18 protein-coding genes are annotated in these 16,561 nt (G+C 55.1%); 2 read left to right on the top strand and 16 right to left on the bottom strand.

From position 1 onward, the window contains the following. Positions 1-12 precede the first annotated feature (12 nt). Positions 13-999 (top strand): lipoate--protein ligase, encoded by a 987-nt coding sequence (locus tag H8693_RS08940; RefSeq protein WP_249280679.1) that lies wholly within the window; start codon positions 13-15, stop codon positions 997-999. Positions 1,000-1,187: 188 nt separating this feature from the next. Here the strand turns inward: H8693_RS08940 and H8693_RS08935 are convergent, their stop codons facing one another. From H8693_RS08935 to nadD, 5 genes are all read right to left on the bottom strand, one after another. Next, positions 1,188-1,769, bottom strand: a complete 582-nt coding sequence (locus H8693_RS08935) for an urea carboxylase-associated family protein (protein ID WP_249280678.1) — start codon at positions 1,767-1,769, stop codon at positions 1,188-1,190. Between the two features lie 27 nt (positions 1,770-1,796). Beyond that, positions 1,797-3,266: a polyphosphate:AMP phosphotransferase gene (gene pap, locus H8693_RS08930; RefSeq protein WP_249280677.1), complete on the bottom strand. Its 1,470-nt coding sequence runs from the start codon at positions 3,264-3,266 to the stop codon at positions 1,797-1,799. A 66-nt stretch (positions 3,267-3,332) separates the two neighbouring features. Continuing rightward, on the bottom strand, positions 3,333-3,713 hold the full coding sequence (rsfS, locus tag H8693_RS08925) for a ribosome silencing factor (RefSeq protein ID WP_249280676.1): 381 nt from the start codon (positions 3,711-3,713) through the stop codon (positions 3,333-3,335). A 1-nt stretch (position 3,714) separates the two neighbouring features. Continuing rightward, a complete protein-coding gene (gene yqeK, locus H8693_RS08920) occupies positions 3,715-4,299 on the bottom strand; it encodes a bis(5'-nucleosyl)-tetraphosphatase (symmetrical) YqeK (protein WP_249280675.1) in 585 nt (194 codons plus the stop codon). Next, complete coding sequence (nadD, locus tag H8693_RS08915; protein WP_249280674.1) at positions 4,286-4,945, bottom strand: nicotinate-nucleotide adenylyltransferase; 660 nt, start codon at positions 4,943-4,945, stop codon at positions 4,286-4,288. Before nadD ends, yqeK begins: the two co-directional genes overlap by 14 nt. A 121-nt stretch (positions 4,946-5,066) precedes the next feature. Here nadD and H8693_RS08910 point away from each other — a divergent pair, with 121 nt between their 5' ends. Next, positions 5,067-5,936 carry a hypothetical protein gene (locus H8693_RS08910; RefSeq protein WP_249280673.1) on the top strand — a complete coding sequence of 290 codons (870 nt, stop codon included), beginning with the start codon at positions 5,067-5,069 and terminating at the stop codon, positions 5,934-5,936. A 128-nt stretch (positions 5,937-6,064) separates the two neighbouring features. Here the strand turns inward: H8693_RS08910 and yhbY are convergent, their stop codons facing one another. From yhbY to H8693_RS08855, 11 genes are all read right to left on the bottom strand, one after another. Further along, positions 6,065-6,349 (bottom strand): ribosome assembly RNA-binding protein YhbY, encoded by a 285-nt coding sequence (yhbY, locus tag H8693_RS08905; protein WP_178620070.1) that lies wholly within the window; start codon positions 6,347-6,349, stop codon positions 6,065-6,067. A 15-nt stretch (positions 6,350-6,364) separates the two neighbouring features. Further along, positions 6,365-7,639, bottom strand: a complete 1,275-nt coding sequence (obgE, locus tag H8693_RS08900; RefSeq protein ID WP_249280672.1) for a GTPase ObgE — start codon at positions 7,637-7,639, stop codon at positions 6,365-6,367. Continuing rightward, a complete protein-coding gene (gene nth / locus H8693_RS08895) occupies positions 7,636-8,292 on the bottom strand; it encodes an endonuclease III (protein WP_249280671.1) in 657 nt (218 codons plus the stop codon). Before nth ends, obgE begins: the two co-directional genes overlap by 4 nt. 146 nt (positions 8,293-8,438) lie before the next feature. Continuing rightward, a complete protein-coding gene (gene gltA, locus H8693_RS08890; protein ID WP_178620062.1) occupies positions 8,439-9,833 on the bottom strand; it encodes an NADPH-dependent glutamate synthase in 1,395 nt (464 codons plus the stop codon). Continuing rightward, the gene (locus H8693_RS08885) at positions 9,826-10,677 is read right to left on the bottom strand and encodes a sulfide/dihydroorotate dehydrogenase-like FAD/NAD-binding protein (protein ID WP_178620059.1); all 852 of its coding nucleotides are present in this window, start codon (positions 10,675-10,677) and stop codon (positions 9,826-9,828) included. Before H8693_RS08885 ends, gltA begins: the two co-directional genes overlap by 8 nt. A gap of 217 nt (positions 10,678-10,894) precedes the next feature. Further along, positions 10,895-11,818 carry a shikimate dehydrogenase family protein gene (locus tag H8693_RS08880; protein WP_249280670.1) on the bottom strand — a complete coding sequence of 308 codons (924 nt, stop codon included), beginning with the start codon at positions 11,816-11,818 and terminating at the stop codon, positions 10,895-10,897. A 39-nt stretch (positions 11,819-11,857) separates the two neighbouring features. After that, positions 11,858-12,784, bottom strand: a complete 927-nt coding sequence (locus H8693_RS08875; protein WP_249280669.1) for a shikimate dehydrogenase family protein — start codon at positions 12,782-12,784, stop codon at positions 11,858-11,860. Continuing rightward, positions 12,781-13,722, bottom strand: coding sequence for a shikimate dehydrogenase family protein (locus H8693_RS08870; RefSeq protein ID WP_249280668.1), 942 nt, complete (start codon positions 13,720-13,722; stop codon positions 12,781-12,783). The genes H8693_RS08875 and H8693_RS08870 overlap by 4 nt, the downstream gene beginning before the upstream one ends. A gap of 56 nt (positions 13,723-13,778) precedes the next feature. Next, a complete protein-coding gene (locus H8693_RS08865) occupies positions 13,779-14,252 on the bottom strand; it encodes an RpiB/LacA/LacB family sugar-phosphate isomerase (RefSeq protein WP_249280667.1) in 474 nt (157 codons plus the stop codon). Between the two features lie 26 nt (positions 14,253-14,278). Then, on the bottom strand, positions 14,279-15,289 hold the full coding sequence (locus H8693_RS08860) for a LacI family DNA-binding transcriptional regulator (RefSeq protein ID WP_178620045.1): 1,011 nt from the start codon (positions 15,287-15,289) through the stop codon (positions 14,279-14,281). A 39-nt stretch (positions 15,290-15,328) separates the two neighbouring features. Further along, positions 15,329-16,396, bottom strand: coding sequence for a zinc-binding dehydrogenase (locus tag H8693_RS08855; protein WP_249280666.1), 1,068 nt, complete (start codon positions 16,394-16,396; stop codon positions 15,329-15,331). Positions 16,397-16,561: the final 165 nt, after the last annotated feature.

Here is a 16,561-nt window from a genome sequence, read left to right as displayed (position 1 = left end):
GTATTTCCTTCCATGCATATCTATTTCTATCTTTCCCCTTCCAACAATGCCTGGCGCAACATGGCTCAGGATGAGTGGCTTCTTGCGAATCTTCCCGCGGATACCCTGCTATTCTATTGCTATGTCAATGCGCCCAGCGTTATCATCGGAAAAAACCAGAATGCCTGGAAGGAATGCGACCTTCCCGCCATGGAACGGGACGGCGTCCGGCTGGCCCGGCGCGTTTCCGGCGGCGGCGCCGTCTATCACGACCTGGGGAACCTGAACTTCTCCTTTCTCGCCGCAAAGGATGTCTATTGTTTGGAAAAGCAGATGAATGTGATTCTCCAAGCAGTAAAAAAGCTGGGGATCGATGCGCAGTTCAGCGGGCGCAACGATATCACCGTGGAAGAAAAGAAATTTTCGGGCAACGCCTTCTGTGCCCGGGGGGATAACCGCATGCACCATGGCACGCTGCTCCTCCATTCGGATCTTTCCCGCCTCTCCCGCTATCTCCATGTCTCCCCTCAGAAAATCCAATCCAAGGGCATCGATTCCGTGCGGGCGCGGGTCTGCAACCTCAGTGAATGGACCCCTGCCCTTTCCCGGGAGGATGCCGGGGAGACAATGCTCCATCTTCTGCGGGAATCGCTCCAGGAGACCTATGAAGAACCGCTGGCCCCCTATCCCTTCCCTTCCTCCTGGGAACAGGAGGTTTCCGCCCTTGAAGAGAAACATGCGTCCTGGGAATGGCGGCTCGGGCAGGCGCCGCGCTTTTCCCTGGAATGGGAGGCCCGCTTTCCCTGGGGCGGTGTGGAAATTCATCTATCCCTGCGGGAAGGCTATATCGAAGCCGTCCGCGTCTATTCCGATGCCCTGGACCCCGAGCTGCCCGCTGCCATAGAAAAGGCGTTCCGCGGCTGCCGCTATGCCAGAGAGTCCCTGACAGGCAGTTTATCGGTCCTGCCGGAACCCTATGGAAAGGATTTGCAGGGATTCTTGCAGTCTGTCAATCTATAAAATCATAATCCAAAAGTGCAGACAACAGCGGGCATCCAAAGACACACGGAAAAATCCCCCGGATGATGGTGTTTTTTTAACAATCCATCCGTCATTTTCGGGAAACTTTCATTGGCTCTGTTGGCGATTTTTACAGAAATAAATAACACCGGCAATATTGCCGGTGTTGTTTGCTTTGCGCCATAGCCTCATTCGGAAATAATCACCTTGATCGGGGAGCATTTTCCGCTGTTGCATTCGCTCTCTTTCACGCTGCATGCCGCCATGCCCAAGCGCACATCCATCAGTGCCCGCAGCGTGACGCTGTCGCCCGGTTTAGAAAGCGGCGCCTTTACGGATATACTCCCATCCGGCCGGATTTCCGTGTGCATAAAGAAATTGACAGGATGGATCATCGGCCGCCGGCGGCCCAAAGCAACATTGATATTTTGCAGGCAGTTGGGGTGCCCTTCACCGTTTTGATAGAAAAAGTCATACATCTCCGGCCGGCAGCAGGGATGCAGCAGGTCATGTTCCCCCACATCGTCCGCTGCCAGCAAAAACATGGGTTGGTATAAATTGCTATATATCCTGTCTCCCACTTTCAGCCGCAGGGAATCGTTGCAGTCTATCGTGACGCCTGGGGACAGGAACTCATCCGGGTCTTTCCTCGATTCCGCAAAAAAATCAAGAACCTGTCCTCCCTCCATATCTACTATTGTGATGGTCTGCCCTTTTTCGGCATCCGCGCATCTTCCCTCACATGCTCCAATGATGATTTCCCGTTTCATTTGTCTTTCCTTCGCGTGCTTTCCATATCAATCCAGCGCCTTTTCCAATGCGGCAATGATGATTTCCAACGCCTTCAGCCGGGCATATTTCTTATCCACAGATTCCAGGATATGCCAGGGCGCATAGACCGTGCTGGTCTTTTGCAGCATTTCATCCACGGCCTGCTCATAGGCATCCCATTTTTCCCGGTTGCGCCAGTCCTCGTCGGTGATTTTCCATTGCTTTTCCGGCGTGTTCTGCCGTTCCGTGAACCGGGCCAGCTGGGTATCCTTGTCGATCTGCACCCAGAATTTGATGATGACCGCACCCCAGTCCGCCAGCTCCTTTTCAAATTCGTTGATCTCGTTATAGGCCCGCCGCCAGTCATTTTCCGAACAGAAACCTTCCAGCCGCTCCACCATCACCCGGCCATACCAGCTGCGGTCAAAAATGGCGATATGCCCGGTTTTGGGCAGGCGCGTCCAAAAGCGCCAGAGGTAATGGCGGGCCTTTTCATAGGGCTCGGGGCTGGCGATGGGATGCACCTCAAAACCCCGGGGATCCAGCGCCCCCGTGACCCGCTTGATGTTTCCGCCCTTGCCCGCAGCGTCCCAGCCCTCATAGGCGATGACCACCGGCACGCGCTTGCGGTAAAGCCGGTTGTGCAGCGCCCCCAGCCGGCTTTGCAGTCCTTTGAGCTTTTCCTTATATTCCGCCTCGTCTACCTGCTTATCCAGAGGAATTTCCGCCAGTTTGGGCATGCGCACCAGGGGAAAGACGTTTTGCAGGATGGGGACCGCCAGGCTCTGGTTTTGCAGAGCCACCTCGATGCCGCTCACCAGCGTTTCCAGCACCTGCAGCTCGGCCCACTTTTTATCCTCCGCGTCCACGATATACCACGGCGCGTTGGAAGTGTTGGTATCCGACATATACTGGGAGAACACATCCCGGCATTTTTCATAGTGGGTGCTCTGCCAGATATCATTTTCGCTCACCCGCCATGCTGTGTCCTTCTTTCTCTGGAGCTTCTTCATGCGGGCGGCCTGCTCCTTCCGGCTGATGGTGAAGAAAAATTTGGCAACAACGTAGCCGTTGTCCGTGAGCTGCCGCTCAAAGCGTTTGACGCTGTCGATGCGCGCGGTATATTCCTGGTCGTCCATTTTTCCATGAAGGCGGCTGCGCGTGATCTCGTCCATCCATCCCGAATCCAGCAATGTGAACTTCCCGGCTTCCGGCAGCTGGGCGAAATAGCGGTATAAAAAAGGTTTGCGACGTTCTTCCTCGCTGGGCGCCGCCATAGTCGCCACCTTGAAAAACCGCGGATCAATATTGCGGATGATCCGCCCGATGGTGCTCCCCTTCCCGGCGGCGCCCCATCCCTCCACCAGAACCAGCACGGGAACCTTATGTTCCTTGAGCTGCATCTGAAGGCTGGCCAGCTTTTGCTTCGCCGCCTCCAGCCGTGCTTTCAGGTCGTCCTCCTGCGGCCGTTCAGCCGCGATCCAATGCTTCAGCATAGCTTCTCCCCCATTCTTTTATTTTTCCATAGAAAAAGGGGCAGAGACCGCCTCTGCCCCTTCCTGTTATTCCGCGTCGGTTTCCGGCGTTCCTTCGTATTCCAGGAAGTTCCCCTCGTCTTTCCAAAGGCGCTCGATGTTATAAAACTCCCGCTCCTCCTTATGGAAAATATGCACAAGGATGTCCCCAAAGTCCATAACGATCCATCGCCCGGCGGCATAGCCTTCCATGCGCCTGCGCTCTACGCCCGCCCTGCCCATGGCCTCATCCAGCTCGTCGGCCAGGGTTTTCACATGCGGCGTCGACCGCCCGCTGCATACGATAAAGGTATCTGCCAGAATGGTCGCCTTTTTTACATCCAGGAGGATGATATCCTCGGCTTTTCGCCGATCCAGCACCTTCGCCATTTCAAACACAACCGGATCAAATCTCGTATCTTTCTCCACGCTATTTCTCCTTCTTTTTTAATAGATCGTTATACGCCTCAATCGACAGCAGCTGCACCGGCGACCGGTTTTCCACAAGATATAGAAGCACATGCCGCATCCCCTCCAATAACGCCGTATCCAAATCCTCCTCCGCCAGTTCCCGGAGCTCCTCGACGCCCGGAAAATCCCGGCCTTCTTCGATCAGATCCGCCAGATAGATGATCTTTTCCAGGCGGCTCATATTTTCCCGCCCGGTGGTATGATAGCGCACGGCGTTTAAAATATCCGGATCGCTGATCCCCAGCTCCCGCCGCATCATCTCCGCGGCCAGCGGGCCGTGAAGCAGGCCGGGATCCTGCCGGGAAACAGGATCTATCTCTATATTATATATTTGCGCTAAATTCAATTTTTCCTTCTTTTTTATCTTTTTTGCAACGTCATGCAGCAAAGCCGCAATCTGTGCCTTTTCCATATCCCCGCCATAGCGGCGGACGAGACGCATCGCCTCTTTTTCCACCCCCAGCGTATGCTGCACCCGCTTGCGGTCCAGCCGAGACTCAATAAGGGCCAGATAGGCCTGCCGCTTTTTTTCATCTAAACACATGATTTTTCTCCATAAATTCCAGTATGGCATCCGGAACCAGCCCATCCAATGGCTCGCCGTTTACAAACATTTCCCGGATCTCCGTCGAAGAGATCTCCGGCCCCAAATGCCGGGACAGCAAAACCGTCTTTTGAAACTTCTCCTGATAATAGGCGATCTGCCGCCGCACCCGCGCCATGGAATCCCCGGGGCGGGGAAAGCATAGGAAGGTTGTATAGGAAAACACCTGTTCATATTCCTTCCAGGTGGGGAGCTCAAAGAGCGTGTCCGTCCCGATGATATAATACAGCTCGGTTCCGGGGCCCAGCTGCCTGCGCATGGCCCGCAGCGTGTCGATGGTGTAGGTATAGCCATCCCTCTCCAGCTCCATAGTGCAGAGGCGGAAACGCGGATCCATCTCTGCCAGCAGCTCCACCATCCTCCTGCGCAGCTCCCGCCCCAGGACAGGGTCCTGCATCTTATGCGGCGGCAGACCCACGGGAAGGAGCAGGACTTCATCCAGGGAAAATTCCTCCAATGCCTTTTTTGCCAGATAGTAATGGCCGTTATGGGGCGGGTTGAAAGTCCCCCCAAAAATCCCTATTTTCTTGTTTCTCTCAAAATCCATCACCGGGCGGCCGGTTTGGGGCAGTTTGCCAAGTTGCATAGCATTCCTCACGATATGATTTATCCATATTATACTACATTTTTTCCGGATTCCAAACCCCGGCGGCGTATGAGAATTGTAAATTCTGCCCATACTTTTTGGAAACAGGAGGAAATTCGATATGACACTGGATAAAAAAGCACGAAGCTATCTCATCGGCAAATTCCACCACGGCAAAAACTGCTTTGCCCGGATCCTGGACCGCGTTTTGGGCTGCGCAGCCCTGACCGTCTTTTTATTTTCCGTATTTTGGAGTCTGCATCTGCGGCTGATCTCTTCTCTGATCCTTGCGCTGACAGCTTCCCTCACGCTGGAGATCCTATGGCTGATGGTGGCGAAATACCGCCGGGAACGGTTTATTTCCGCCCAGCTGGAAGAAATCCGCAGGGAATGCGCCCTGGAAAAGATTCTGCTTCTCTCCAAAGGGGAGTTCCGCTCCCTGAGCCGGGAAATTTTTGCGGAGGAGACAGGCCGTTCCCAGTTTCAGAGTGTTTTGGGCGGACTGTTTCTCCCTGAAGAGAAAATTTTCTGCTATGCCTTTCCCAACCATCCCCAGAACCCCGTCGGCATCCAGCAGATCCTGCTGCTCTACCGCAAAATCAAGCGGCTGCATGCCCGCTCCGCCCTGCTGCTTTCCGCCGCCCCTTTTGAGGAGGATGCCAGCGCCATGCCCGAACGGCTGGGGATTCCGGTCCATATATTGGGCCAAGAGGCCCTGCTGGAGGCTGTCCCGCCCCAGTCTATCAGCGATGAACAGGTGATGGATGCCCTTCATGCCCGGATGTCTGCGCAACTGACCCGGGAAAAGGTCAAGCGCTCCTTTCTCGCGGAAAACAAACAGCGGGCATATCTTCTCTGCGCTCTCCTTCTCATCGCCTGGTCTTTCTTTATCGGTTTCAATCTCCTCTATCCCATTTTGGCGGCGCTCTGCGTGTTCCTCTCCTTCTATTCGTATATCAGTGAAAAAAAGGAAAAGAACAGCGCCGCATAATCCTTTTCCTCAAAAGCGCCTTTTCTGTCTATTCTCCCATGTAAAAAGCGCCGGACAGCCTGTCCCGGCGCTTTTTGCTTTTTTAACTCGTCCGCATCTCCGTCGCTGGTTTCTTTTTCACTCAGCCCCTATAATCCAATTCTGGGATTTTTCTCGGAAGGGCGATAGAGGACGAATTTGCGCCCGATCACCTGGATAGGCTCCGCCCCCAGTTCGGCCGCCAGGGCGTGGCATACCTCCCGCACGGGATCGTCGCAGTTTTTCTGCACGGTTCCCTTAATCAGCTCTCTGGCTTCCAGCGCCTCATCCGCCTGGGTCACAATATTTTCCGTGATGCCCTCTTTTCCAATATGGAGAATGGGCTCCAATGTATTGGCCATTCCCCGCAGCTTTGCCCGCGTTGCACTTGTCATGGTTTTTCCTCTCTTTTAATCCACAAAGTCAAATGTCTCGCCGTTCAGGCGGACTTCCTCTCCATCCTTTACGCCCATGTTCCGCAGGGCCTTGATAATTCCAAAATCGTTCAGCAGCTTTTCAAAATGCCGCATGGAATCCGGGTCGTTTGGATCGATCCGGGCAAAAATCTCATCGATGACCCGGCCGTTGACTTCGGCAATGCCGTCCTCGCCCCGGCTGGTTTCAAAGGACATGTCCTCCGACGCAAGCTCCCATTCCTCGATAACGCCTTCTTCCTCGATGGGCTGGGCCTTGGGCAGCGTCTCCAGCTGGGCAGCCACGGCCCGCAGCAGCTCCGTGATACCCTGGTGCGCAGCGGCGGAGATAGCATAGACCGGGATTCCCTTGGGCTCCAGCGCCGCCCGCAGCCGGGCAAGGCCTTCCTCCGCGCCGGGAATATCCGTCTTGTTGGCGGCGACAATTTCCGGCCGCTTTGTCAATTCCTGGCTGTATTTTTCCAGCTCCCCGCGGATTTTTTCATAGTCCTCCGCCGGGTCGCGGCCCTCGGTTCCTGAAACATCCACCACATGCACCAGCATGCGCGTCCGCTCAATATGCCGGAGAAAATCATGACCCAGACCCACGCCTTCGCTGGCGCCTTCGATCAGCCCGGGAATATCCGCCATGATAAAACTCTGGTCGCCTGCGTTTACCACGCCCAGATTGGGCCGAAGCGTAGTGAAATGATAGTCGGCGATTTTGGGTTTTGCGGAGGATACGACAGAAAGCAGCGTGGATTTTCCCACATTGGGGAAGCCCACCAGGCCCACATCCGCAATGGATTTCAGCTCCAGAATCACATTCCGCCCCAGAGTTTTCCGCCCGGGCGTAGCGAACCGGGGGGTCTTGCGGGTGGGGGTGGCAAACCGGGTATTCCCCTTTCCGCCGCGCCCACCCCGCAGGATTACCCGCGGCGCATCGTCATGCAGATCCGCCACAACGCGGCCGGTTTCCTCGTCGATAATCACCGTTCCCATGGGAACCCTGATGACAAGATCTTCCCCGGTCTTGCCCCGCATATTCCGCTTCTGGCCGTTTTCCCCGTTCTGCGCAATAAACTTTTTGGAGAACCGGAAATCCATCAGCGTGCGCAGGTCCTCGCTGGCCTGGAATACCAGGTTTCCGCCGTTGCCGCCGTCTCCGCCGTCCGGGCCGCCGGCATTCACATATTTTTCCCGCCGGAAGGAAACGGCTCCGTTGCCGCCGTTGCCGGCTTTGATATAAATTTTGACCTTATCTACAATCATGCTTCTTTTGCCTTATCCTGTATTTCCGCCTCGCTGGAAGGGCAGATATCCTTCAAAAAACATTCGCCGCACTTGGGCTTGCGGGCGCTGCAGATCTGCCGCCCGTGATAGATCAGCCAATGATGGGCATTGCCCCATTTTTCCCGGGGCACCAGAGCGCAGAGCTGTTCTTCCGTTTTGGCCACATCCTTGGCATGGGCCAGCCCCAGCCGGTTGGAAACCCGGAATACATGGGTATCCACGGCAAATCCCGGAATCCCAAAGGCGTTGGATAGCACCACATTGGCGGTTTTCCGCCCCACGCCGGGCAGCGTCGTCAGTTCTTCCATGGTCTGCGGCACCTCGCCGCCAAACTGCTCCATAAGAAGTTTGGCTGTGTTGATGAGGTTTTTCGCCTTCACGGCATAGCATCCGCAGCTATGGATCTCGTCGCACAGCTCGGAATAATCCGCCCGGGACAGCTCCTCTGCATTCTTATAATGCACAAATAAATCTTTTGTAACCTTATTTACCCGCACATCCGTACACTGGGCGGAAAGAATCGTCGCCACCAGAAGCTCATAGGCGTTTTGAAAATGCAGCGCCGGCTTGGCGTCCGCATAGACCTGCTCCATGCGCCGCAGAATTTCCTGTTGATTTTTTGTCGGTTTCATTTTTCATTCCCCATTTCCTAAATTTCAGGGCTATTTGATTGTACTATACAACCCCTTAAATTGCAATATAACCGCTGTTTCGCCCGAAAAAACACTTTTTCACGCAAAAAGGACGGGATGCCCCCGTCCTTTTTTATTATTCTTCTTTATTTGTTCTGCAAATATTCGTCAATGGCCGCCGCCGCGTTTTTGCCCGCGCCCATGGCCAGAATGACTGTTGCCGCGCCGGTGACCGCGTCGCCTCCGGCATATACGCCTTCAATGCTGGTCTTTCCGGAAGGCTCTTCCGCCACAATGCCGCCCCAGGGCTGGGTTTTCAGATCCGGCGTTACGCTCTTGATGAGAGGATTCGGGCTCTGGCCGATGGCCACGACCACCGCATCCACATCCATGATGTATTCGCTGCCCGGAATCTGCACAGGCCGCCGCCGCCCGGAGGCATCCGGCTCGCCCAGCTCCATCTTGATGTTTTTGAGGCCGGTAACCCATCCGTTTTCATCTCCGACAACCTCCAGGGGCGCCGTCAGCAGATGGAACTCGATGCCCTCTTCCTTGGCATGATGAATTTCCTCGTTCCGGGCGGGCATTTCTTCCTCGCCCCGACGATAGACGATATATACCTTTTCCGCGCCCAGCCGTTTGGCGCAGCGGGCCGCGTCCATAGCCACGTTGCCGCCGCCGATGACCGCCACCTTTTTATAGTGCTTCATGGGGGTGTCAAATTCCGGGAACTTATAGGCCTTCATCAAGTTAATCCGGGTCAAAAACTCGTTGGCGGAATAAACGCCGTTCAGGTTTTCACCAGGGATGCCCATGAATTTGGGCAGGCCCGCGCCGGTTCCGATAAAGATGGCCTCATATCCCATCTCTTTCAGCTCATCGATGGTATCTACCTTGCCGATGACCATGTTGGTTTCGATTTTTACGCCCAGTTCCTTCAAGCCGTCGATCTCGGCCTTCACCAGCTCTTTGGGGAGCCGGAACTGGGGAATGCCGTATTGCAGCACACCGCCCGCCACATGGAATGCCTCAAAGATGGTCACATCATATCCCATCCGCGCCAGCGTACCCGCGCAGGAAAGACCCGCCGGGCCGGAGCCCACAATGGCGACCTTTTTGCCGTTTTTGGTCACGTCGGTATTCTGCTTATAGCCATGCTGCATGGCATAATCCGCGCAGAACCGCTCCAGCCGGCCGATTCCCACCGGCTCCCCCTTGATCCCGCGCACACATTTCTGCTCGCACTGGGTTTCCTGGGGGCAGACCCGCCCGCAGACCGCCGGAAGGGCGTTGGTCGTCTTAATGATCTCATAGGCGCCGATGAAGTCCCCCGCCGCTGCCTTTTCGATGAACTCCGGGATGCGGACGTTCACTGGACATCCGGACACGCAGGGCTTGTTCTTGCAGTTCAGGCAGCGGGCCGCCTCTTCCAGGGCCATCGCTTCCGTGTAGCCCTGGGCTACCTCTTCAAAGTTTTTATTGCGGACGTTGGGGTCCAACTCCGGCATTTTCACCTTTTCTTTCGCCATATTCTTAGCCATTGTTCGCCATGCCCTCCAATCTGCACTTATGATCCCGCAGGCTCTCGGCTTCCTCGGTTTTATACATCTGCTGGCGCCGCATCGCCTCGTCAAAATCCACTTCATGGCCGTCAAAATCCGGGCCATCCACGCAGGCAAACTTGGTTTTTCCGCCCACGGTTACACGGCATCCGCCGCACATCCCGGTTCCATCGATCATAACCGGGTTCATGCTGACGATGGTTTTGATGCCATATTGTTTGGTGAGCTGACATACAAACTTCATCATAATGAGGGGACCGATGGCGATAACCAGATCGTAATTCGCCCCCGCTTCAATCTGCTTTTTCAGCGCGTCGGTGACAAAGCCCTGGTTTCCGTTGCTGCCGTCATCCGTAACCACAAACAGGTTGGTGGAGTTCTGCCGCATCTCGTCTTCCAGAATGATCAGATCCTTGTTGCGGAAGCCGATGATGGCATCCACCTCTTTGCCCATATGAAACAGTTTTTTTGCCTGGGGATAGGCGATCGCCGTTCCCAGCCCGCCGCCGATGACGGCAACCTTTTTCACGTTTTCATCAAAATGCGAGGCAGTTCCCAGCGGCCCCACAAAATCCAGCAGGCTGTCGCCCGCATTCAGCTCGTTCAGCTGCGTTGTCGTCTTGCCGACGATCTGGAAAATAATCGTGACGGTTCCGGCCTCCCGGTCATAATCTGCGATAGTCAGGGGAACGCGCTCTCCCTTTTCATCGATCCGGAAGATGATGAATTGGCCAGGCTCCGCCTTTTTTGCAACGGCCGGAGCATCGATCACCATTTTGGTCACCTGCGGCCCCAAAACCTTTTTCTCTAAAATCCGATACATGCCATTCTCTCCTTGCCAATATTTTTCCTCTTCCCCATTATATAGAACGCCTCTTCCATTTGCAAGGCAAACGCCCCTTGGAGAGTGAGGATTTTTTCAAATATTCGAAAATTTTGCATGCGTTTTTCATAAAACCTGCATTTTTCTAACTATATATACCCGCTTCCTGCCATGGAAAAACAGCGTCTTATGAAAGACGCTGTTCCTTTATCTTCCTTCATTTTCCTGCCGCGCGGCGTGCATCCCGCTGGTCCCGGGCGGCCCGCAGGGCCAGGGCCGTGTAAATTGCCTCTTCTCCCGCGTCATAAAACCCGTCGTCAACGTCCACGCCGCAGTGAAACTTCAACATGGCCTTTTGCTGCCAGATCAGCATTCCAAAGCCGTTGATGCCCCGGATCCCCCGGCTCTCCGCCGCGCGAAGCAGACTCGTCCGCTCCGGGAAGATCACGCAGTCCGCCACAAACGCATGCGGCGGAAGCTGCCCCACAAAGGACAGATCCTCGAAGTCCACATGCTTATCCAGCATTCCCAGACAGGTGCACTGGACGACGACATCTGCTTCCCGGGCATACCGGCAAAGCGTTTCCGGCGTCATGGCATCCGGCATAAACTCTGCCGCAAAATGCTTTTCCAGCTGACCCGCAAGCGTCTCCGCTTTCTCGGGCGTCCGGTTCAAAACCGCCATGCGCGATGCGCCTGCTTTGCATATTTCCGCCGCCACCGGGCCGGTTACGCCTCCGGCGCCCAAAATCAAAACATTCTTTCCCCGGAGATCGACGCCCTCTGCTTCGATGGCCAGGCGCATGCCGATGCCATCCAGCGTCGTTCCAATGAGTTTCCCATTCCGGTAATTGACATGGTTGACGCTTTGAAATTCCCGGCTGATGTCGTCCATCTCGTCTAAAAAGGGGATAACATCCTGCTTATGGGGCATGGTGATGTCAAAGCCATCGATGTCCAGATCCTTCACGCCCTCGATAAACCGGCCCAGCTCCCCTTTTTTCACAACCTTGTTGATGCTGACCGCATTCACGTTGGCATAGGCGAACATGGCGTTATGGAGCACTGCCGCTGTCGCAAAGCGCAACGGATCGCCAATCTGGAAATAGATCTGCGTGTCGCTGTCCGCTCGAAATACCATATGTCTTTTCCCCCGCCTTTTATTTTGTTGTGATTCCCTTTATTTTTTCTCCGCGGCGCGTTTGCGGCGGTTGGCCCGCGCTTCCCGCATGGCCCGGGCTACCATCAGGCCCTCTTCGCCGAAATCATAGGCGTCGTCGCCCGCGTCAATATCAAAGTGGAATTTCAGCATGGCCTTCTGCTGGTTGATGAGCATCCCCAGCCCGTTGATGACCGTGTATCCCTTGGATTCCGCATAAGCCAGGAGCTTTGTGCGGTCCGGCGTATACAGCACGTCGGCAATGGCCGCTCCCTTGGGGAGATTGTCGACAAAGGTGACGTCCTCATAGTCGCCATCGTGCCCATCCATGCCCAAGCAGGTGCACTGCACAACAATCTGAGACTCGCTGGCATATTTTTTCAGATTCTCAATGTTCATCTCGCCGGATTCAGTTTCAATTTCATAATATTTATGCAGAACCTTTTCGATATACTCAGCCTTGGAAACCGTGCGGTTCAAGATGATAATCTTTTTCGCCCCGCGCCGCGCCAGCTCCGCAGAGATCGGTCCGGCCACGCCGCCCGCGCCCAGAATAAGTGCCGTTTTGCCCGCGATCTTCACGCCGGCATCATCCTCGATGGACATGCACATGCCAGTGCCGTCCAGGCAGATCCCGATGAGCTTGCCGTCCCGCAGGTTGACATGGTTGACGCAGTTGAAATCCCGGCTGATGTCGTCCACTTCATCCAGGAAGGGGATGACGGCGCTCTTATGGGGCATAGTGATATCAAAGCCGCCGATTTTCAGCGCCTTGACCGCCTCGCAGAACTCGCCCAGATGGCCGGGTTCCACCTCGATGTTCAGGCTCACCGCGTTAACATTGGCATATTCAAACATGGCGTTATGCAGCGACGCCGCGCAGCTGAAATCCAGGGGATATCCAATCTGAAAATATAACTGTGTATCCGCATCCGCTCTTAAATTCATTCTTTTCCTCCATGATTCGTTTGATTCTTTTTCCGTTCCATCCGGTTTCTGCGCGCCTGCCGCCGCGCCACCGCAACCATGAGGCCCTCTTCGGCCGCTTCTGTCAAATCCTCGTCCATATCTATATCCAGCATAAATTTCAGGCAGGCCTTCTGCTGGCTGATCATCATTCCCATGCCGTTGACCACCGGATGCCCCTGCCGCTCTGCATAGCTGAGAAGTTTGGTGCGGTCCGGGATATACAATACATCCGCCACCAGAGCGCCATCCTTCATTTCATCCACAAAGGTCACATCCGCATAGTCTGCCGGACCGCCGTTCATCCCAAGACTGGTGCATTGAACGGCCAGATCCATGTCCTTTGCATATATATGCAGGTTTTCCGGGGTCATCTCCGCAACGGCGGTTTCCACATCGAAATGCTCATGAAGAACCTGCTCGATAAATTTTGCCTTTTCCACCGTCCGGTTCAAAATGGCGAACCGCCTGGCCCCCTGTTTTGCCAGCTCCGCCGCAATGGGGCCTGCGACGCCTCCCGCGCCCAGGATGAGAACGCTCTTTCCCGGCAGGCTCACGCCCGCCCCTTCAATGGCCATGCGCATGCCCACGCCGTCAAGAGCTGTTCCGATCAATTTGCCATGGTCGTTTTTGATATGGTTGACACAATGAAATGCCCGGGAAAGCGGGTCCACCTCATCCAGGTAGGGAATGATGTCGCTCTTATGGGGCATGGTGACGAAAAATCCCGCCAGCCCCAACGTGCGCACCGCCTTGACAAACGGGCCGAGTTCGCCTTTTTTCACGGTAAGGCTTAAATTTACCGCATTGACATTCGCAAAATCGAAAACTGCGTTGCTGACTGCCGCGCCGCAACTGAAATCCATGGGATCACCTGCCAGAAAAAACAGCTTGGTATCCGCATCTGCCCGAAGCATCATTGACTGGTCCTCCTTATGTATGGCAGGGCCGCCCTTCCGGGCGGCGCCGGTCTGGTTTATTTGAAGTTTTCGTTTTCAATATCCTGCATGATCTTGAACTGGCCTTCCAGCAGCTCAACCCGCGCAGGAGCGAAGCCTGGGTGGAAATCCGTGTTCACGAAGGCTTCCACCATTTCCTTGGCCATCGTCTCGCCGATGATATATCCGCCCATGGCCAGCACATTGCAGTTGTTGATCTGGCGGCACATCCGCGCCGCATAGACGCTTTCCACAACGCCGGCATAGACGCCCTTGAATTTGTTGGCCGTCAGGGAAACGCCCATTCCCGTGCCGCAGAACAGCAGGCCCAGATCGGCTTCCTTGCTCTGAATTTTCCTCGCAACCGCGGCGCCCACCAGGGTATGCGGCATGGGCTTATCTTCGCTCAGCGTTCCCACATCCTCGATCTCGTGTCCCTGTTCCTTGAGCATCGCCACGCAGGCATCCTTGATTTTCAGACCCATTTTGTCCGAACCAACTACAAATTTCATGTTTGTTTCCTCCTAAAAAAATTTTTCTATTGTTTTGCCGGGCCGCATGAGGCCCGTTTCACAAGCGTGGGCTGAAAAACCACACGCTCTTTTGTCTCTTCTCCCCGGAGCTTTTGCAGCATGATTCCCGCCGCCGCGCTGCCGGTTTCCCGGGCATATTGGGAAACAGTCGAAAGCGGCGGATAGACCGCTTTGGAAAGCGGCGAACCGCTGAATCCCACCACGGACATATCGTCCGGGATTTTCAGGCCCGAGGACAGAATCGCGTTATAGGCGCCGACCGCCATCTGGTCGCCGGAAATGAACATGGCCGTGGGCGGCTCCGGAAGGGACAGGAGCTGCATGCAGGCTTCATATCCGCCTCGGAAATAGGGGGTTGTCGCAATGCAGTATTCCTCCCGCACCGGCAGGCCGTATTTCTCCATTGCCTGCCGATAACCCTTGCGCTTATAGTAATAGGTCGTGTATTCCTCGTTTCCGTTCAGCAGGGCGATTCGCTTATGGCCCAGCTGAATCAGATATTCCGTGGCATAAAAGGCGCCCAAAATTTCGTCGCACCGCACACAGCAGACGCCTTCCGCGCCGGGCATATAATCGATGGCCACGATGGGGATGCGCCGCGCCAGAATGCCGATGCGTTCATTGGCCAGCCGGTCCATCCGCCGTGTTCCCAAAAGAACAATGCCCTCTACCCGCTTTTTCAGCATGATATCGATGCACTTGTTTTCCTTTTCCGGGTCTGCGTCCGTGATGCTCACGAAGATGTTATAGCCGTTGCGCTCCATCTCGCCCACAAAGCTGTCCACCACCGCCGGCGAAAAGGAATTGGCGATGTCTGGAATCAGCAGGCCAATGAGGTTGGTGCTTTTGGTCACCAGCTCGCGCGCCAGAGCGTTGGGAGCATAGTGCAGCTTTTCAATGGCCTCTTCCACCTTGGCCCGCGTCTTTTCCGAAACCAGCTCAGGGGTGTTGATCACCCGGGAAACAGTCGCCGTCGACACCTTAGCCGCCACGGCAATGTCATATATGGTCGTCAACGCGCTTCCCTCCTTCCCGTTCCGCGCTCATGGCATTTCTCAATCGTTCACCTTGATGATGACCTTCAGCGCCTCCTTGCGGCGCACCAGGTCGATGGCTTCCTGGATGTTTTCCCGGTCTACCACATGGGAATAGAAATCCTTCATGCTGATTTTTCCCGCCCGGATCAGCTCCACGTTTTCATCCATGGCTTTATATTCCTGATAGGGCAGATTGAGCATCTGCAGCATGGTGTTGTTCTTGAGGGCCTGAATGTTCATCTGTAAGTCGTTGGACCGCAGCACGCCCATGGAGCACACGCGCCCGAAGGGCAGCAGGAACTGGGAGCCCTCCAGAAGGATGCTGGTGAGGCCGACAATGTCCATGACGATATCAAAGAGCTCGCCGTTCAGAGCCTCCTTCATGGTGGCTTTGGAAAGGTCAACCACCTGGTCTACCTTGGCGATCTTCTTTGCCAGCTCCAGCCGGCCGGGCTGCAAATCGCCCACAACCACTTTTTTGGCGCCCAGAGCCTTGCAATAGAGGGCTACGCCCAGGCCCATGGGACCGGCGCCATAGATCAGAACCTTTTTGGTTTCATCCACGCCCACGTTCTTGGCCGCGCTCAGGCATTCGCTCATGGAGAGCAGTGCGCCCGCGCCTTCCAGGTCGATATCTTCCGGGATCTTGCCGAATTTCCCATAGTGGGGAAGCTGTGGATTTAAGAAGGGAAATTCCTCTTCGGGAATGCCGTCCTCCCGCATGGCCTCATAGTCGGCCACCAGGCCATAATCTGCCATGCCGCCATAGGTGCGGGTATAGCCGCCGCCCACCTCGGGATAGAGATTGATATGCACATAGTGGTCGCCGATTTTGATGTTCCTTACCTTTTTTCCCACTTCCACGACGACGCCCGAGCTTTCATGCCCAAGAACCGTAGGGTATTCCCCCAGTCCCGCCTCTTTGGTCATGGTCCCGTCGATGATATGCAGGTCGGTTCCGTTGCAGAAACCACAGTATTTCACATGGACCAGCGCCTCATAATCCCCGCAGACCGGCTTTGGGATATCGTCCCGGATGCAGACCTGGCCCGGCGCCGTTACAACTACACCTTTCATCGTTTCCATCGTTTTTCCACTCTCCTTTTTTGAAATGTAAGCCCTTACATTTTATCCGAAAAAAATTTGCCGCAGTTCTGTTCCTATTGAAATGACTTTCCTTGGCTACTATCACTTTACCGCAGACGAATAGCAAAGTCAACTGGTTTTTTTCCCAAAACGGCAAAAGCCCCT

Origin of the sequence: Guopingia tenuis, from assembly GCF_014384805.1 — a bacterium.
GTDB lineage: Bacteria > Bacillota > Clostridia > Christensenellales > Christensenellaceae > Guopingia > Guopingia tenuis.
The sequence above is the reverse complement of the archived record's forward strand: the minus strand, read 5'-3'. Positions and strand labels throughout refer to the sequence as shown.